The organism is Spongiibacter nanhainus (genome assembly GCF_016132545.1).
In the GTDB taxonomy this organism is placed as follows: Bacteria; Pseudomonadota; Gammaproteobacteria; order Pseudomonadales; family Spongiibacteraceae; genus Spongiibacter; species Spongiibacter nanhainus.
Genome location: NZ_CP066167.1, coordinates 1803552 through 1822663 on the forward strand (window position 1 = coordinate 1803552; position 19112 = coordinate 1822663).

Consider the following 19112-nt stretch of genomic DNA (forward strand, 5'->3'; position numbering starts at 1 on the left):
ATTTGCTTCTAGCGATGCTTCCCACCAAGCGGCGCTACTTGCGGGCGCGCGGTGGGAGACCGGTATGTTGAGTGAGGACGCGTTTGCCCTTGGCCCCGGCTTTGCCGTTTTTGGGAGTCCAGTTCACCGGTTGACGCGGTGGCACCAAATGTTTTTTGCCGTAGCCGATAAGATCTCGCCGACCCATTTTCTGCAGTGACTCGCGAATCGCCGGCCAGCCATCGGGGTCGTGATAGCGCAGATAAGCCTTGTGTAGACGGCGCTGTTTAAGCCCCTTGGCGGCAAATACCGGTTCACTGTTGCGAGTGACTTTTTTCAGCGGGTTTTTGCCCGAATGATACATGGCGGTGGCATTGGCCATTGGCGAGGGATAAAAGGCCTGGACCTGGTCGGCGCGAAAACCGTTGCGCTTGAGCCACATCGCCAGATTCATCATGTCTTCGTCCCGGGTGCCGGGGTGGGCGGCAATAAAGTAGGGAATCAAGTACTGTTCTTTGCCCGCTTCTTTGGAGTACTTGTCAAACATCGCTTTAAAGCGATCGTAACTGCCCATGCCCGGTTTCATCATCTTGGAAAGCGGGCTGTCTTCGGAGTGCTCCGGTGCTATTTTCAGGTAACCGCCGACGTGATGGGTGACCAACTCCCGGACGTACTCCGGGGTCTCCACTGCCAGGTCATAACGCAGCCCGGAGGCAATAAGGACTTTTTTCACCCCGTCGACATTTCGCACTGCCCGGTAGAGATCGATCAGGGGGGTCTGGTCGGTATCCAGGTTTTTACAAATACCGGGATAAACGCAGGACAGGCGTCGGCAACGTTTTTCAATCTGCTCACTCTTACAGCGCAGTCGCCACATATTGGCGGTGGGACCACCCAAATCGGAAACCACGCCAGTAAAGCCGGGGGATAGATCGCGAATTTTCTCGACTTCCCGAACAATGGATTCCTGGGAGCGGCTTTGAATGATGCGACCCTCGTGCTCGGTAATGGAGCAGAAGGTACAACCGCCAAAACAGCCCCGCATAATATTCACCGAGTTGCGAATCATCTCGTAGGCGGGAATGCGCGCCTTGCCGTAGCGCGGGTGAGGGCGGCGCTGATAGGGGAGCTCAAAGACGCTGTCCAGTTCCTCGGTTTCCAGGGGGATAGGGGGCGGATTGAGCCACACTTCTTTGTCGCCGTGGCGCTGTACCAAGGCCCGGGCATTGCCGGGGTTGGTCTCCAGGTGCAACACCCGTGCGGCGTGGGCATAGGCCACCGGATCCTTTTTGACAGTCTCGTAATCGGGCAGGCGGATCACGCTGCGCTGTGGGTCCAGCTCAGTTTTGCGGGCTTGCAGTGGATCGATGATGCGTATTGCTTGCTCGGCTTGAGCGGGCGCAGGCTCCTCATTCTGTGCGTCTTTGCAGGCGGGGGTCGCGGAGGTATCCACATAGGGACTGGTAATCGGGTCTATTTTCCCCGGAGTGTCGACTTGGCTGGAGTCCACCACGGTCCAGCCCTCCGGGACCGCATCGCGAATAAACGCCGTACCCCGCAGGTTTTGAATCTCGCTGATCGCCTCGCCTCTGGACAGCCGGTGGGCGACGTCGACGATAGCGCGCTCGGCGTTGCCATAGAGCAAAAGGTCGGCTCGGGAGTCCAGCAGAATGGAGCGCCGCACTTTGTCGCTCCAGTAATCGTAGTGGGCGATGCGCCGCAAGCTGGCCTCGATAGAGCCCACCACAATCGGTGTCTGTTTATAGGCCTCGCGGCAGCGCTGGGCGTAGACTATGACCGCCCGGTCGGGGCGTTTGCCGCCGACATTATCCGGTGAGTACGCGTCGTCGTGGCGCAGGCGACGATCGGCGGTGTAGCGGTTGATCATCGAGTCCATATTGCCGGCCGCCACCCCAAAAAACAGGTTGGGCTGACCGAGCGCCTTGAATGGCTCGGCGGACTGCCAATCGGGTTGCGCAATAATACCGACCCGAAAGCCCTGGGCTTCCAGAACGCGGCCCACCACTGCCATGCCAAAACTGGGGTGATCGACATACGCGTCCCCAGTAACGATGATGATATCGCAGCTGTCCCAGCCCAATTCGTCCATCTCTTCGCGGGAGGTGGGCAAAAAGGGCGCGGTGCCAAAGCACTCCGCCCAATAGGGGCGGTAGCTGAACAAAGGTGGAGTAGTGGGTGCAACGAGAGGTTCCATGGGGCGGGATTATACGTGTCGCGGGGCGCGGCGGCACTACAATGCCGTGCGGATATGTAACTTTTTCCTTATAACTGCTTGAATAATTAGCAAAACAACGCATAAATAGGTCGGCTGGCCCCACCGGTGGGTCGGCAACGTCATAAGTCAAAATTGGACATGCAATCATGGAGTGGCTCAATACCCACATACAGTACTGGCACTGGATGGTGCTGGGTGCCCTGTTGGTGGCCAGTGAAATATTCGTTCCCAGCTTTGTCATGCTGTGGTTTGGTGCCAGTGCCATTGCTGTCGGGCTGATAATTGCCGCCATCGATTTGAGCTTTACCCTGCAGTTGCTTATCTGGGGGTTTCTTTCGGTGGTGGACCTGTTCGTGTGGTTCCGATTTGTTCACCCCAAGATGAAAGACCGCAGTCTGTCTGGCATGTCCAAGGAACAAGTGATGGGCCAAGAGGGCATGGTGATACAGGTGGAGCGTTTTGGCCACGGCCGGGTGCGCTTCTCGGTGCCATTGCTGGGCAGTGAAGAGTGGACCTTTATATGCCGGGATGTGGTGGATGTGGGCGATAGAGTTGCCGTAGAGGACGTCTCCGGCAACTCACTGATTGTGCGGCCTACGCTGCAACCGGGGACGGCAGCTCAATCTGATTGAGTGCCCGCGACCCTTACTTTACAAGGAGAACAACATGGATGGTTTGGCGGTAACCGGCGCCCTGGCGCTACTGGTGATAGTGACCTTGGCAATGGGGGTGCGAACCGTCCCTCAGGGCTACAAGCATATTGTTCAGCGTCTGGGCAAATATCACAGTACCCTGAACCCCGGCTTGAATCTGATTATTCCCTACGTGGATACCGTGGCCTACAAAGTGACCACCAAGGATATCGTACTGGATGTGCCCTCTCAGGAGGTGATTACCCAGGACAATGCCGTCATCATTGCCAATGCGGTGGCCTATATCAATATCGTGTCGCCGGAGAAGTCCGTCTACGGTGTTGAGGATTACACCATCGCCATTCAGAACCTGGTGCAGACGGCGTTGCGCTCGATAATCGGCGAAATGTCACTGGATTCGGCGCTGTCATCCCGGGACCAGATCAAGGCTAAACTCAAGGCGGGTATCTCGGACGATATTGCCGACTGGGGCATTACCCTGAAGACGGTGGAGATCCAGGACATCAATCCCTCGCCCACCATGCAGCAGGCGATGGAAGAACAGGCCGCCGCTGAGCGCCAGCGCCGGGCGGCGGTTACCAAGGCAGAGGGTGAAAAACAGGCGGCCATCCTGGAAGCGGAAGGGCGTCTGGAGGCTTCCAAGCGGGATGCCCAGGCGGAAGTAGTACTGGCCAAGGCCAGTGGCACGGCAATCCAGCTGGTGTCTGAAGCGGTTAAAGGTGACGAGCTGCCCGTGTTGTATTTACTGGGGGAGAAATACGCTGACTCCCTGACCGCCCTGTCGGAATCCGACAACGCCAAAACGGTGGTGCTCCCCGCCGACCTGCCGCAAGCGGTGCGCGGTATCCTGAATCGAGTGTAACAAAGCCCGCCGATTTTCAAAATTTGATGTACGAGTAGTTGTAATAATTATGGAACACACATATCGCCTCACCATCAGTTGTCCCGATCGGGTGGGGATCGTTGCCAAGGTCAGTCAGTTCATTGCCGAGCAGGGGGGCTGGCTGACCGAGGCCAACTACCACGCCGACGCTGAGACCACCTGGTTTTTTATGCGCAACGAAATAAAGGCGGAGTCTCTCAAATTGGGTCTGGACGCCTTCCGCGAGGCCTTTGCCCCGATTGCCGACGAGTACGGCATGGAGTGGAACCTGGTGGACTCCCAGCAGAAGCGCCGTGTGGTGATTCTGGCCAGTCACGCCTCCCACTGCATTGCCGACTTGCTGCACCGCTGGCACAGTGACGAGCTGGACTGTGATATCCCGCTGGTGATCTCCAATCACGAGAACCTGCGCAGTATGGTGGAGTGGCACGGCATCCCCTTTGAATACGTGCCGGTGGACAAAAATAACAAGGCGCCGGCCCAGGCTAGGGTCATGGAATTGACCTCCCAGTACCGGGCCGACTGTGTGGTGCTGGCCCGCTATATGCAAATTGTGCCGCCGGAATTTTGTCAGGCCTACGCCGGGCGGATGATCAATATTCACCACAGTTTCCTGCCGTCTTTTATCGGCGCCAACCCCTACCAAAAGGCCTTCGAGCGGGGCGTTAAGCTGATTGGTGCCACCAGCCATTACGTCACCGAGCAGTTGGACGAAGGGCCGATTATCGAGCAGGATGTGATCCGTGTTTCCCATCGCCACAGCAAGGAAGACATGGTGCGCCTGGGCAAAGATGTAGAGAAGGCCGTTCTGGCCCGGGCCCTACGCAACCACCTTGAAGACCGGGTATTAGTGAAGGGAAATAAGACGGTAGTATTTGATTAATTTGACATTTTTCGCGCTAACAGCGGTCTGATTGCGGTTTTGTCACGAAACTGTCAATTAATCCCGTTTTAATGCTGGCAGCAAAGTCGAGACCAAGGTGGGTTTAATGAGTACAAAGACCATTCTTATCGTCGATGATGAAGCGGCTATCCGCGAAATGATCAGGGTGGGTCTGGAGTTGGCCGGCTACGATTGTTTGGAAGCCAGCGATGCTCAGGAAGCGCATGGGCTCATTATGGACAAACGGCCCGATCTGGTACTGCTGGATTGGATGATGCCGGTTACCAGCGGCCTGGAGCTATTGCGCCGGCTGCGTCGGGAAGAGCTGACCAAAGACCTGTTGGTTATTATGCTCACCGCCAAGGATGACGAAGACAACCGGGTTCAGGGCCTGGATGTGGGTGCCGATGACTACATCACCAAACCTTTTTCCTCCAGGGAATTGATGGCCCGTATCAAAGCGGTGCTGCGCCGGGGCAAAAAAGACGAGCAGGAAGAGGCCATTGAAGTGGACGGTCTCAAGCTCGACCCCGCCAGCCACCGGGTCTTTGCCAACCAGAGTCCTCTGGACATGGGGCCGACAGAATTCAAGCTCCTCAAATTTTTTATGACTCACCAAGAGCGGGCCTACAGCCGCGGTCAATTACTGGACCAAGTCTGGGGCACCAACGTCTATGTGGAGGAGCGCACTGTGGATGTTCATATTCGCCGCCTGCGTAAAGCTCTGCAGACTGCTGAAAAGGATTTTGGCCAGTTAATTCAAACTGTGCGGGGCACCGGGTATCGCTTCTCCACTACCGGCGTTAGCGCCTAGCGCTGGCCCATCTCGGGGATGCGGTATTACAACTGGAAGACTGAGTTAGTCAGATTCATTTCCTTGCTTGCCGCCACCAGTGCAGTGAGTGCTGCACTGGAACTGGGACCCTGGCCACTATTTTTAGTGGCATCGGCCCTGTGTGTTTGGATGCTCAGACCTCTGCAGCGTTTGAGTGATTGGCTGCAGAGCGGATCGGATACAGAACCTCCAGAGGCGATGGGTATGTGGGGACAGGTTTTCGACACCATTTACGATATGCAGCGGGAGTCCAGCGGCGAAGCGAGACGACTGCAGGCGATGATCGATTACTTGCGGGCCTCCTTCGCCTCGATGTCCGACGCGGTGGTGATGCTGGACCGGGAAGGCAATATCGAGTGGTGTAACGATGCCGCTCAGGAGCTGCTCGGACTTCGCCGTGAAGACGATACCGGTCGACAGTTGATCAACTTGGTCCGGGCCCCCAGCTTTTTGCGCTATTACGAGTCTGAAAACTACACCGCGCCGCTTGAAATAGCATCGCCGGTCAATACTGAAATTCAGCTCAGTATCAGTGTCAGCTTCTTTGCCGAGGGCAACCGCCTGCTGTTCGCCAGAGATGTCACCCGCACCTATCGACTGGAGAAAATGCGCAAAGATTTCGTGGCCAATGTATCCCACGAGCTGCGCACTCCATTGACAGTGATCAATGGCTACCTGGAGACCTTTGCCGAACACGGCGGTGAAAACCCCCGCTGGGATCGGGCTGTGTCTCAGATGTTGTCCCAGTCCAAGCGGATGCACAATCTGATTCAGGACTTAATGCTGCTTTCCCGTTTGGAAACGGTGCCAAGGCCCAGCGAGCAGGAAGAGATTAGCCTGCGTTCGATGATGGAAATGATAAGCGAGGAAATCCACACCGCCGCCAAAGGTCACCGCAAGGTGGTGGTCGAGTGTGACGACAGTGTGGCCATTAAGGGACAATCTGGGGAGTTGCGCAGCGCCTTTACAAATCTGGCAATGAATGCGGCGCGCTACACCGAAGAGGGCGATACCATTGTGTTGCGCTGGTTTCAGGACAGCCAGCACCTGTACTTTGAAGTTGAAGACACCGGTATCGGTATCGAACCCCAGTTCCTGCCCCGTTTAACCGAGCGCTTTTTTCGGGTGGATCAGAGCCGGTCTTTGGATACTGGTGGCACCGGGCTGGGTCTGGCGATCGTCAAGCATGTCCTGCTTCGCCACCGTGGCGAACTGCGAATTCACAGCGTGCCCGGCGAGGGCAGCCGCTTTAGTTGTGTATTTCCCAAGTCGATGGCGGTATCGCGCCAGTCAAATGCCAGTGGCATCTAGTACCCGAGTTTGCCAAGCTGTAACAAACGAGTCACCCGCAACCAATACACTCAATGCTTTGGCTGCGTTGCATTTTTTATGGAGTGGTGTGTGAAAGTATTTGCTAGCGTACTAGGGCTTGTATTGGCCGCAGTGCCATTATTGGGCGCGGCATCGACGGACATTGACCCAGGTTTGGGAGACTATCAAAAAGCATCGGGCATCTCCGGCAACCTGTCTAGCGTCGGATCCGACACCCTGGCTAACTTGATGACGCTGTGGGGTGAAAACTTCAAGCGCCTGTACCCCAATGTCAACGTGCAGATTCAGGCAGCGGGTTCGTCAACGGCGCCACCGGCGCTGACCGAGGCAACGGCCAATATGGGGCCGATGAGCCGCAAGATGAAAGACAAGGAGCTGGAAGCCTTTGAAGCCCGCCACGGCTACAAGCCGACAGCAGTCCCTGTGGCCATCGACGCACTAGCGGTGTTTGTCCACAAAGATAACCCCCTACAGGGCATGACTTTGGCGCAAGTCGACGCGGTGTTTTCCTCCACCCGCAAGTGTGGCGAAGCCAAGGATGTCAAACGCTGGGGTGATTTGGGAATGTCTGGTCCCTGGACAGTGCGGGACATTCAATTGTTTGGCCGCAATTCGGTGTCCGGTACCTATGGTTATTTCAAGGCTCAGGCCCTGTGTAAAGGCGACTTCAAAAGTGGTGTCAACGAGCAACCGGGGTCGGCGTCGGTAGTGCAGTCTGTGTCGACTTCCATTAATGGTATTGGCTACAGCGGTATTGGCTATAAGACCGCCAGCGTCCGGGCGGTGCCCCTGGCGAGAGCCGACGGCGAGTCCTTTATTCAGGCCAATGCCGAGAACGCCATAAGCGGGCGCTACCCGCTGGCGCGCTTTCTCTACGTGTATATCAACCGCAAGCCCAATCAGGCCTTGCCACCTTTGGAGCGGGAGTTTCTAAAAATGGTACTGTCCCGTCAGGGCCAGGAAGTGGTGGTAAAGGACGGTTATATTCCCTTGCCGGCCAGTGTTGTGACCAAAGTCCGGAGTCAGTTGGCACTGGATTAGGGGTAAGCGGCGGGGTATGCCACAGTGATGCTGTCATATAACTGTAACAAAAATGTCATATTATGGCGGCTTTTCGGCAGCCAGAGTCTCTATGACACAGTTTGATGTCCAGGCCGCCGCCTCTCGCCGTCGGCACTGGCGGCAATGGAAAGATCGCGCAACGACAGCCACAATTACCGCCGGCGGTGTCAGTGTACTGGTCGCCATACTGCTGATCTTTTTTTATTTGCTGTACGAGATACTCCCGCTGTTTGAATCGGCTCGAGTCGAAGCCGATGGTGATTACCGCATCGCGGTTGACGACCGCCCCCTTTATTTAGCGCTTGAAGAGCAGGCCGAAGTGGCATTGCGGCTCGGTGAGCAGGGTTCCGTGCTGTTTTTTGATGCCCGATCCGGAGCACCAATACAACGCACTCAGCTAGATACTGGCAAAGTGCCAATAAGCAGTTTCAGCCTGGAGTCCGAAGCCAGTCGTTTGATGGCATTGGGCCTTGAAGACGGGCGCGTGTTACTGGCCCAGCATAACTATCGGCTGAGCTATCACGATGGTCAGCGTCAAATCCGCCCCAGCATCGATTACCCCAGAGGGACCAGTGGCGTGTCATTGGCGCAGGCACCGCTGTCTTCGGTGGCGGTGCGGGATGGCGACCGGGCATTAACGATGATTGGGATCAGCGCTGGCAAGTTGGTTGGCAAGCGCTGGCGCAAGGAGGAAAATTTCCTGACCGGCGAGGTCACCTTGCAACCTGTTGCCCTGTCTTTGCCTACTTTGGATATTACCGCCGATCGCGTACTCGTCGGCCCTGTTCAACGCTGGTTATATGTGCTGAGCAATGGCGGTGAATACCGTTTGATTGATCTGCAGAGTGGGGCGGTAGCGGATCGCGGTCGCTTGTTTGAACACGATACCTTGAACCAGGTGCGCTTTTTGCTCGGTGGCATTTCACTGATGGCGGCGAGCGACCGCGGCGCCATCACCCAGTTTTTTGTGGTGCGGGACAGTGATCGGCCGTCCGGCCACCGTTTGCAAACGGTTCGGCATTTTCAGTCGCAAAATTCAGAACTGGCCCAGTTGCTGACCGAGCATCGCCGCAAGGGGTTTCTTGCCATAGGTCGAGATGGACAGGTTGATATTTTCCACAGCACGGCACAGCGGCGTCTGTTAAGTCGCCAGTTGGCACCCAAAAATGTCATCTCTGCGGCCATCGCTCCCAGAGCTGATGCATTGCTGGTGGAAACATCGGGTGGCCAACTCTACCGCTATAAATTGCACAATGAACACCCGGAAATCTCGTGGTCGGTACTGTGGGACAAGATCTGGTACGAGAGCTACCCGGAACCCGACTACATCTGGCAGTCGTCGGCGTCCAATAACGATTTCGAACCCAAATACAGTTTTGCACCCCTGGCCTTTGGCACCTTGAAGGCAGCGTTTTATGCAATGCTGTTGGCGGCCCCGCTGGCCATCTGCGGGGCCATCTATACCGCGTATTTCATGTCCTCGCCGCTGCGCCGCAAAGTAAAACCCATCATCGAGTTGATGGAAGCGCTGCCCACGGTAATTCTAGGTTTTCTCGCGGGCCTGTGGCTGGCGCCGTTTATAGAGAAAAATTTGCCATCGGTATTCAGCGTGTTTTTAGTGATGCCGATGGCGATATTACTGACGGCATGGGGCTGGTCCCGCTTGCCCTTGACCTTTAGGCAGCGCATTCCCGATGGTATTCACCCGGTGTTGCTGGTGCCGGTGGTACTGGCCGTCGTCGTCGGTTGTGTGATGCTCAGTGCACCCATGGAGCAGGCCTTCTTCAACGGTGACATGCGGGCGTGGCTGACCAACGATCTCGGTGTGGATTTTGATCAGCGCAACGCTCTGGTGGTCGGTGTGGCGATGGGCTTTGCGGTTATTCCGACGATATTTTCCATTGCCGAGGATGCAATTTTTTCAGTGCCTAAGCATCTCAGTTACGGTTCGCTGGCATTGGGTGCGACCACCTGGCAGAGCTTGGTAGGCGTGGTCTTGCCCACCGCCAGTCCAGGCATATTCTCGGCCTTGATGATCGGTATGGGACGAGCAGTGGGTGAAACCATGATTGTGCTTATGGCCACCGGTAATACCCCGATTATGGACGCCAATATTTTTGAAGGCATGCGGACGTTGTCTGCCAATATTGCAGTGGAAATTGGCGAAACTGAAGTCGACAGTACCCACTTTCGAGTGTTGTTCCTGGCGGCGTTTGTGCTGTTTATGTTTACTTTTTGCGTTAACACTGTGGCGGAAGTGGTCCGTCAACGCCTGCGCCAACGCTACGGGAATCTATAGTGAGTTTGCAGCAGCAACCGACAGATAGCCTGAAAACCTGGATAAAACGGGGCGACCCCTTTGTCTGGCTGTGCGCCTCGGCGGTAACGGTCAGTGTATTGGCTGTAATCGGCTTGTTGGTATTGTTGGCCGTGCGGGGCTTTGGCCATTTTTGGCCGGCAGATGTGTTTCAGGCTCAGTATCAACTGCCGGGCCAGAGCGCTCAGGTGATTCTGGCAGAAAGGGTCGAATCCGAGAGTGTACCCATAGCGCAGCTGCGCAGCGCAGGAGTTCCACTGGATACCGATGACGATTTTATCCGCCGGGAATTGGTTAAAGTCGGCAACCGGGATGTGGCCGGTGCCGATTTTACCTGGGTCATTAGCCGCTACCTACACAACACCCAGTACCCCGTTCAGGCTGTGGCGGTGGAGCGTCGCGAGTGGGGTAATTTTTACGGTTATCTGCTTGCAGTCAAAGAGCGTGGTGAGGCGCTTGGCTCAAACGATGAAGAAGCGCAGTGGCAGGCCTTTCAGCAGCGCCTGGATCGAGCCCGGGAACTGCGAGAGCAGATCGATACCATCGAGAAAGATGATATCGGCGCGATCAACTACCGCATGGAAAAACTGCGCCTGGCAGAGCGCGGTCTGGAGCTGGATCAAGATGTCGCGCCATTGGTGCGCCAGTCCCGACAGGCCGAGATAGACGCCCAGCGCCAGGCACTCAAGGCGGAATATCAAAGCTTTCAAGCCCAACTGGCCGACCTGTATCGGCAGTTAAGCCGGGACTCCGTCACCATGAGGACCGCTGGCGGCACAGAAAAAGACATTGCCCTGGCAGATGTGGTTCGGGCCTATCGACCCAACGGCATGGGAATAGGGCAAAAGCTGGTTTTTTACTTTAGTAAATTCGGCGAGTTTCTCAGCGATGACCCCCGAGAGGCCAATACCGAAGGCGGCATCTTTCCGGCAATTTTTGGCACCGTCATTATGGTGTTGATTATGTCGGTGATGGTAACGCCATTTGGCGTTATGGCGGCGGTGTATTTACGCGAGTATGCCCATCAAGGGACCATGACCCGAATAATACGGATTGCCGTGAACAATCTTGCGGGGGTTCCGTCGATAGTCTACGGCGTATTTGGCCTGGGTTTTTTTATCTATTTTCTGGGTAGCGAGATTGATCAGCTGTTTTACCGGGAGGCGCTGCCGGCACCGACTTTTGGTACGCCCGGTTTGCTGTGGGCGTCCATCACTCTGGCGCTTTTAACTCTGCCGGTGGTGATTGTGGCGACCGAAGAGGGCTTGTCCCGAATCCCACGCAATGTGCGGGAGGGCAGTTTGGCGCTGGGCGCTACCAAAGCAGAAACGCTATGGCGAGTGGTGTTGCCGATGACCAGCCCGGCGATGATGACGGGACTGATCCTGGCGGTGGCACGGGCCGCCGGGGAAGTGGCACCTCTGATGCTAGTTGGGGTAGTGAAACTGGCCCCGTCGTTACCGGTTGACGGTCACTTTCCCTACTTTCATCTGGAGCGCAAGTTTATGCACTTGGGTTTTCACATCTACGATGTGGGTTTTCAAAGCCCCAATGTGGAAGCTGCCAGGCCCTTGGTGTATGCCACTGCCTTACTCCTGGTGGTGATTATCGCGTTGTTGAACCTCAGTGCCGTGGCGCTGCGCAACCATCTGCGTGAAAAATACAAGTCGCTGGATATATAACAGACTATGGCTGCCGATATGGACCAAAAGAAGCCTACTACAACGAATCGTCGCGGCATTGACCTGAATAGTTTGGGTCGCAGCACTGAGCAGTTGTCCCTGGCAGACGAGACGATGACCCTCGCCACAGAAAACCTGAATCTCTACTATGGTGAGAAGCAGGCGCTGTTCAATATCGACATGTCTGTGCCCCGGCAAAAAGTTACCGCCTTTATTGGCCCCAGTGGTTGCGGTAAGTCGACCTTGCTGCGTTGTTTCAATCGCATGAACGACTTGGTTGACGAGTGTCGTATCAGCGGCAAAGTACTGTTGGATAATGACAACATCTACCGCAGCGGCATCGACGTGGCTAACTTGCGCCGACGGGTGGGCATGGTGTTCCAGAAACCCAACCCCTTTCCCAAATCCATCTATGAAAATGTGGCCTACGGCCTGCGCATTCAGGGCGTCAACAAGAAGCGCGTTTTGGATGAAGTGGTGGAGCGCTCTTTGCGAAGCGCGGCGCTGTGGGATGAAGTGAAAGACCGTTTGCACGAAAACGCATTGGGTATGTCCGGTGGGCAACAGCAGCGTTTGGTCATAGCCAGAACCATCGCTGTGGAGCCGGAAGTCCTATTGCTGGATGAACCGGCCTCGGCACTGGATCCGATTTCGACCCTCAAGATTGAGGAACTGATCTACGAGCTCAAAAGCAAATACACTATTGTGATCGTTACCCACAATATGCAACAGGCGGCGCGGGTGTCGGACTACACGGCCTTTATGTATATGGGTAAACTGATCGAGTTTGACGATACCAATACGCTGTTCACCAACCCGGGGAACAAGCAGACAGAAGACTACATCACCGGTCGTTACGGGTGAATCAACAACAGCAATAACAGTAGATTGTGGCCCGCGGGGCTGAGGTAGCGGTAATGAATGACAAGGACCTGCACTCCCATCATATATCCCAGCAGTTCAATTCGGCGTTGGATGACGTCAAAACACGTATGCTGGAAATGGGGGGCATTGTCGAGAAACAAGTCGCCGATGCCACAACGGCGTTTATGAATCTCGACACCGGCCTGGCAGAGGAAGTGAACCGGGGCGACGAATTGGTTAACGCACTTGAAGTGGCCATTGATGAAGAGTGCACCATTATCCTGGCTCGCCGCCAGCCGGCGGCCAGTGACCTGCGCTTGATTCTGTCGATCAGCAAAGTTCTCAGTGATCTGGAGCGCATGGGTGACGAGGCGGGCAAAGTTGCTGATTCCGCTATTAAACTGGCAGAGTTGGGCGGCCTGCCTCGAAGCGTGTTGGAAATACGTCACATTGGCGATCACGTGGGGGCGATGGTGCGCAATGCGCTGGATGCTTTTGCCCGCTTCGACAGCAATATGGCATTGCAGGTCGCCAAGGAAGATCGGGCGGTGGATTTGGAATACGGCACCGCTATGCGCAGCCTGGTCACCTATATGATGGAAGACCCGCGCTCGATATCTTCAGTGTTGCAGGTACTTTGGGCACTGCGTTCCTTGGAACGGATCGGGGATCATGCCCGGAACATTGCTGAGCACGTCATCTATCTCGTGAAGGGCGCTGATGTTCGCCACGCCGATCTCGATGAGATGGCGGCGACCATCAAAGACAGCAAGTGAGCGCTTTATAACAAACTGCACTGTGTCTATAAGCGGATCTGCCGCGTTTTAGCCTTGCTGCGCAGCCCTTTATCAGTACCCTAATGGCAGGCCAAAGCCAATCCACACCGCAAGCAGCAGTGACCAACTGAGCAAAAAGGTGAGCGAGTAGGGCAGCATCAGTGCCACCAGCGTGCCGAGGCCGGCGCTGGGTTCGTGGCGCTGTACAAAAGCAACCACCACCCCGAAATAGGGCATCAGTGGCGTAATGATATTGGTACTGGAATCCCCAATCCGATACGCCATCTGCACCGCCTCTGGTGAAACCCCCAATACATAGAGCATAGGGACAAAGATGGGTGCCATAAGCGCCCACTTGGCCGAGGCACTGCCAATCAACAGATTGATCGCCGCACTGGTCAGGACAAAGGTTAGCAATAGGCTGGTGGTGGAGAGATCGAACTGCGCCAACCACTGGGCCCCGCTTATAGCGGCAATGGCGCCCAAACCGGACCAGGCAAAGTAATTAACAAACTGGGCGGCGAAAAACATGAGCACCAGATAGGTGGCCAGGCTGGCCACGCCGCTTTCCATCCCTTCTATCCACTGGTTTGAGCGCTGGTAGCGACCGCTGAGATAACCGAACAGGGCGCCGGCAATAGCGGCATACAGAGCGATAAAAACCACTATCCCTTTTAGTAGTGGCAGCGCAGTGAGACCGTTGGGGTCGGGATTGCGCAGTAAGCCATCCTGGGGCAGCACCAACCACAGCAGGGCAACAACATACACCAAGGTAAATACACCAACCCAGCGCAATGCCCGCCGCTGGCTATCGGCGCTGGCTGTCGGCGCATCCTGTTCTTCGGTCAATGGCTCCGAAGACGCAGGTTTCGCCAGCCTGGGTTCTACCCAGTGGTCGTTCACCCAGGCGCCTATCGCGCTGATAAAAAGGGTCGAAACAATAATAAAAAAGTAGTTGGCGGAGGCCAGTACCTCATCGCTGGAGACCAATTGCAGAGCCTCAGTGCTGATGCCTGCAAGGATGGCATCCACGGGACCCAGTACCAGGTTGGCGCTGTAACCGCCGGAAACGCCGGCAAAAGCGGCGGCAATGCCGGCCAGGGGGGAGCGGCCGGCCGCTTTAAAGATCAGTGCCGCCAGAGGGATCAGTACCACATAGCCGGAATCAAAGCCGATGCTGGAGAGTATGCCGGTAAAAATGATGGCGGTACTCAGCAAGCGCGGTGGTGCCCGTCGCGCAAGAGAGCTCAGCAGGCAGGCAAGCAAGCCGGAATGTTCGGCCACCGCAATGCCCATAATGGCCACTACCACCGGACCCACCGGCGCGAAGTGAATAAAATTGCTGACGGCACTGCTGAGCATCCAGCGTGCGCCCTCGGCAGAAAGCAGTGAGCGTGCGGTAAGGACCTCGTCGGTGGTTGGATGGGTGGCGGCGACGCCCATGGCACCGCAAAGGGCCGAGATAAAAACCACCGCCAGGGCAAATAAAATAAACAGCGTGACCGGGTGGGGAAGGCGGTTGCCCAGCTTTTCAACGCGGTCGAGCCAGCGGTGGCTGACGGGTTTGATGGGGTGGTCCGGGGCAGTCACTCGCAAGCTCTCCACTGGTTAAACGTGTATCATTAAGGGCTTTGCCGATACTGCCAGAATGGTTTAGTGATAGGAATGTCTAGTGTCTGAAGTTGCCCCACCGCAAAGCTCATCGTGGAAAACCATCCTGTCGCTATACCTGGCGATGATGGCGGTGGGGACGGGGCAAACTGTCGTTTTTGCCGTATTGCCCATGCTGGGGCGGGAGATGTCCCTGCATACACTGACGTTCACACTGCCTTTTACCGGCCTTGTCATTCGTCCCGGCGAGATGGCAATCACTTCACTGTCGGCGCTCACAGCATTGGTGTTTTTCCTGTTTGCCCCTCTGTGGGGGCGCATCAGTGATCGGCGCGGCCGCAAGCCCATTATTATCGTTGGTTTGACAGGTTATGCCCTCGGCACGCTGTTGTTTAACGGTGTGGCCTATCTAGGGCTGGTTGGTGCTCTCGGTGGGGCGAGTCTGTATATCTTGCTGATCGTGACCCGGGCGGCCCACGCCGCATTGATGTCGGCCGCTCACCCGGCGTCCTCGGCGTATATGGTTGAGATCACGCCGGTCCACGAACGGACCAAAGGCATGGCGCGTCTGCAGGCCTTTAATCAGCTGGGCAGTATGGTGGGGCCGGCGTTGGCGTGGTTCGTCAATATCAGTTTTCTGGCGCCGCTGTATATACAGGCTACTTTGATGGCAGTGCTGGCGTTGTTGGTTCATCGTACTTTGCCGGCTCTCCCGGTGACCAAGCCCAAGGACGGTGTGGCGTCCAAATTGTCGTTTTTTGATCGTCGCTTTCGTTTTTACCTGTTTGTGGGTTTCACCGTATTTAGCATGTTGGGGATGGTCCAGCAGACCCTGGGTTTTTATTTTCAGGACCTGCTGAACCTGGATAGCGTGAAAGCGGCCCAGTTGTTTTCATACTCTATGGTGGTCTCTGCGGCGGCGATGCTGGTTGCGCAATTTGTTATTGTGCAGCGTTTCAATGGCCCACCGGAGACCCTCCTTAAAGCGGGACTTCCCTTTGGTCTGGTCGGGTATTTGATCCTCGCCAATGCGGCCTCTTTGCCCCTGTTGTTGGCAGGCATGTCTCTATTTGGGTTTGGAATGGGGCTAACTGCGCCATCGTATTTTGCAGCCGCGAGCCTCACTGTAGACGCCCATGAGCAGGGTGGACTGGCTGGTTTAATTGGTGCGGCTGCCGGTTTGGGTTTTGTCACCGGGCCGCTAGTGGGGGGCTTTTTATACCAGTTATCTCCCAGCTATCCATACTGGTGTGCAGCTGCGACGATGTCGATTCTGATCGTGGTGGTGTATCTACACCGCCGCCCCATCGCAGGTAGTGAATAGTTCTGCGAGCGCTTCTTACTTCCTAAACGACCCAAGTGTTGAACAAAAACTAGTCGTGTCTCGCCAGTGGCGATGAACCGTGAATTTGCGGGAAAGTGAACAGCTTTATCCACAACCTTATGCACGGTTTTTGGGGAAAACTGTTGGCATGGCGAATCGATGTATTGTGACAGTGCCGAGTCACTCCAGGCCTGATGATGCCTAAGCTTCGGCTATTGCAAGGGCAAAGCAAGGGCGATACCGGGTCAATAGCCAGCCAAGAGCCTGTGATTGTTACCGCGTTGTTTCCGTCGAGCTAACAAAACCACTATGCGGAGCTTTGCCTCACCAAGTTATTCACAAGCTAAAACGGTGGGCGCCGGAGGTCCCTTTGTGCTGTATTTAATAAAATGGCTTGTATTTTGGGTGCGTAAACCGGTTAAATTGTGGTTAAGGAGCCCCGGTGACGGAGCATATCTGCGCCCGAAATAAAATTATGGGGTATAGAAGATGAGCAAGTTCCACTCCCCCCTCAGCTACGCGGTGCTCGCCGCTGCGATCACATCGGCCAGTACGGCCTTTTCCCTTGGCTTGGGAGACGCTTCAATCAGCTCTACATTGGGCCAGCCTCTGGAGGCCCGTATCCCGATTACTCAACTTGCCGGCCTTTCCGATAACCAATTGGTTGTAAAGGTGGATGCGGTTTGGGATGACGTGACGGGTACAGCAATGGGAGGGGTGGACCCCCGTCAGCTTTTACTGGAAACGGCGATAGATAGTAACGACACCGGGGTATTGCGCTTGCGGACTCGCCAACCGCTGACGGAGCCCTACCTCAGCTTTGTGGTGACCGTGCGCTGGCCTGATGGGGTCATTTCCCGTGAATACACCTTGTTACTGGATTTACCAGGCAGCGGAGCACCTTCATCTACAGCAGCTTTCGAAGGCGGCAATCGCAATTTTTCCACTGAGGTGACCAGCAGAGTAGAGGCCCAATCGCCGCCCAGCAATCCGGCCCCCGAGAGCGCGCTTGCTAATTCGCGTGCTCCGTCTTTGTCTTCAAGCCGATCACCGCAAAGTGGCGACACAAGAGCTCAAAACGGACGCTACATAACACGCCGGGGGGACAGTCTATGGTCTATCGCCGCCGAGCGGCGTTCCTCCCTTGGCGGGACTATCAAGCAGCGCATGGCGAAAATATACGCCAGCAACCCCCAGGCCTTTGTCGGTGGTGACCCGGCCCTTCTCAAAGAGCAAGTGGCATTGGATGTTAGCGCCGAGACCCTTCGCAGCGCTTCCTCAGAGCTGCCGGAGCCTGAAACAGAGGTGGCCAGCAGTGCTCGAGTCTCGCAGCCCGCGCCTGAGCCACAAGCTCCACGTGGCGGCCCTGACGGTGCCGGTGAAAATAAACTGAATGCAATCCGCCGGGAGATATCGCAAGTTACAGAGGCGATGGCGGAGATGTCCGGAAAGTTGGAGGATTTGCAGCGCCAATTGCAAGTGCTGAGTGAACAGCAAGGTAGTGCCGACCCCGATGACCGTGTCGATGTGAATCCCCCGCTTGAGGCCGATGGGGGCGAGCTAGTGCCGAAGGCCGACCCCGCCCCGGGGCAGCCCAGCAGCGACAGCCAGCCCAGCAGCGATGAACAAGCGGGCGCCTTAGCGGTGCAGGGCGAGCAAAATACAGACACACCCTCTGTTGGCGAGCCCGGCGAGAATGAACAAATCGCCGCGGTTTCTCAGAGCCCCGATACACGCTCCCTGCCGCTTGTCGACGTCGCCGCCCCGGCCAGTGCCGATAGCCCAACGACTGCCAATACCGACGACGGGTTTAGCCTGGACAGGGAAGAGACAGCAGCTATGCCGGCTCTGGCGAACAGCACCGCATCCAACTATGCCTGGCTGCGATGGCTGGCTTTACCGGTATTGGTGATAGTGGCGCTGCTGTGGTGGCGTCAACGACGCGGCGACAAAGACCCGGTGCCAGCGGCACTGGCAGAACAGCGCAGCGAAGGAGAGGCAGAATGGATGGTCTCCGCGCCCCGGGCCCGCCCCAGGGCGCCTGCCTCAGAAGAGTTTGGTGACCTGTTTAGCGAACTGGCTCAGGAGAATCGTCGAGATCTCCCGGGGACGACCCCACAAAATGTTCGCAGCGCCATAGATGCTCAGCATACTGCTGCGCAAACACCGGCCGTGCCTAAAACCCAAAGCGAGACGCCTGAGTTGCCACGCCGCAGCGCGTTTGCCCCAGATGACTTTGCCGATACCTCTACTGCAGCGGGAGAGGAGTCCGTATTTGCCGACCTAGAAAGCGGCCTGTCAGACCTGGAGTTTGATGATATCGACCTCAATCAACAGAGTGCCGATAGGCCCCTGGTGGACGATACCAAGTCGGTTGGCGAGCGAGCCGCAGCCTGTATGGCACTGGAAGATTACAACGGTGCACGGGAAATTTTGGAAGCGGCCCTGCAACACTCCAATGACGTGGGACTGCAGCTACAACTGCTGGATGTGTATGCCGTCCAGGCCGAAGCGGCGGAATTTGAGGCACTGGCCTTACAGATGGAGTTTGCCGGTGCCGATGAAAACACCCTGGCAGAGATACAGTTGATCCGCGACAAGCTCAATGGTGCGGTGGATAACGGCGATTACAACGGGCATTCCGCATAGTCGTGGAGCGCGCTGCCCAGGATTGA

At 56.2% G+C, this 19112-nt stretch carries 14 protein-coding genes; 12 read left to right on the plus strand and 2 right to left on the minus strand.

Translation table 11 applies throughout. From position 1 onward, the window contains the following. Nucleotides 1-34: 34 nt before the first annotated feature. Entirely contained in the window at nucleotides 35-2194 is a 2160-nt protein-coding gene (locus I6N98_RS08180) for a YgiQ family radical SAM protein (RefSeq protein ID WP_198571285.1), read from the minus strand. Between the two features lie 167 nt (nucleotides 2195-2361). On the opposite strand from I6N98_RS08180, the gene I6N98_RS08185 reads away from it, so the two are divergent. The 10 genes from I6N98_RS08185 to phoU all read left to right on the plus strand — a co-directional run bounded on the left by I6N98_RS08185 (nucleotide 2362) and on the right by phoU (nucleotide 13502). Beyond that, nucleotides 2362-2847, plus strand: a complete 486-nt coding sequence (locus tag I6N98_RS08185) for an NfeD family protein (RefSeq protein WP_198571286.1) — start codon at nucleotides 2362-2364, stop codon at nucleotides 2845-2847. Between the two features lie 34 nt (nucleotides 2848-2881). Further along, nucleotides 2882-3730: an SPFH domain-containing protein gene (locus I6N98_RS08190; RefSeq protein ID WP_198571287.1), complete on the plus strand. Its 849-nt coding sequence runs from the start codon at nucleotides 2882-2884 to the stop codon at nucleotides 3728-3730. Between the two features lie 49 nt (nucleotides 3731-3779). Continuing rightward, a complete protein-coding gene (gene purU, locus I6N98_RS08195; protein ID WP_198571288.1) occupies nucleotides 3780-4634 on the plus strand; it encodes a formyltetrahydrofolate deformylase in 855 nt (284 codons plus the stop codon). 106 nt (nucleotides 4635-4740) lie between these two features. Beyond that, nucleotides 4741-5448: a phosphate regulon transcriptional regulator PhoB gene (gene phoB / locus I6N98_RS08200; protein WP_198571289.1), complete on the plus strand. Its 708-nt coding sequence runs from the start codon at nucleotides 4741-4743 to the stop codon at nucleotides 5446-5448. A gap of 18 nt (nucleotides 5449-5466) precedes the next feature. Further along, nucleotides 5467-6780: a phosphate regulon sensor histidine kinase PhoR gene (phoR, locus tag I6N98_RS08205; RefSeq protein ID WP_198571290.1), complete on the plus strand. Its 1314-nt coding sequence runs from the start codon at nucleotides 5467-5469 to the stop codon at nucleotides 6778-6780. A gap of 90 nt (nucleotides 6781-6870) precedes the next feature. Beyond that, nucleotides 6871-7842, plus strand: coding sequence for a PstS family phosphate ABC transporter substrate-binding protein (locus I6N98_RS08210; RefSeq protein WP_273475617.1), 972 nt, complete (start codon nucleotides 6871-6873; stop codon nucleotides 7840-7842). 91 nt (nucleotides 7843-7933) lie between these two features. Continuing rightward, nucleotides 7934-10162 carry an ABC transporter permease subunit gene (locus I6N98_RS08215; RefSeq protein WP_198571292.1) on the plus strand — a complete coding sequence of 743 codons (2229 nt, stop codon included), beginning with the start codon at nucleotides 7934-7936 and terminating at the stop codon, nucleotides 10160-10162. After that, on the plus strand, nucleotides 10162-11862 hold the full coding sequence (gene pstA, locus I6N98_RS08220; RefSeq protein WP_232787512.1) for a phosphate ABC transporter permease PstA: 1701 nt from the start codon (nucleotides 10162-10164) through the stop codon (nucleotides 11860-11862). The genes I6N98_RS08215 and pstA overlap by 1 nt, the downstream gene beginning before the upstream one ends. A 114-nt stretch (nucleotides 11863-11976) precedes the next feature. After that, nucleotides 11977-12726: a phosphate ABC transporter ATP-binding protein PstB gene (gene pstB / locus I6N98_RS08225; protein ID WP_232787585.1), complete on the plus strand. Its 750-nt coding sequence runs from the start codon at nucleotides 11977-11979 to the stop codon at nucleotides 12724-12726. Between the two features lie 53 nt (nucleotides 12727-12779). Beyond that, entirely contained in the window at nucleotides 12780-13502 is a 723-nt protein-coding gene (gene phoU, locus I6N98_RS08230) for a phosphate signaling complex protein PhoU (protein ID WP_198571294.1), read from the plus strand. 72 nt (nucleotides 13503-13574) lie between these two features. Here the strand turns inward: phoU and I6N98_RS08235 are convergent, their stop codons facing one another. Further along, nucleotides 13575-15092, minus strand: a complete 1518-nt coding sequence (locus I6N98_RS08235) for an AbgT family transporter (protein WP_232787513.1) — start codon at nucleotides 15090-15092, stop codon at nucleotides 13575-13577. Between the two features lie 82 nt (nucleotides 15093-15174). Here I6N98_RS08235 and I6N98_RS08240 point away from each other — a divergent pair, with 82 nt between their 5' ends. Together I6N98_RS08240 and I6N98_RS08245 are read left to right on the plus strand one after the other, a co-directional pair. Continuing rightward, nucleotides 15175-16437, plus strand: coding sequence for an MFS transporter (locus tag I6N98_RS08240; RefSeq protein WP_198571295.1), 1263 nt, complete (start codon nucleotides 15175-15177; stop codon nucleotides 16435-16437). Nucleotides 16438-16926: 489 nt separating this feature from the next. Continuing rightward, nucleotides 16927-19086 carry a type IV pilus assembly protein FimV gene (locus I6N98_RS08245; RefSeq protein ID WP_198571296.1) on the plus strand — a complete coding sequence of 720 codons (2160 nt, stop codon included), beginning with the start codon at nucleotides 16927-16929 and terminating at the stop codon, nucleotides 19084-19086. Nucleotides 19087-19112 lie beyond the last annotated feature (26 nt).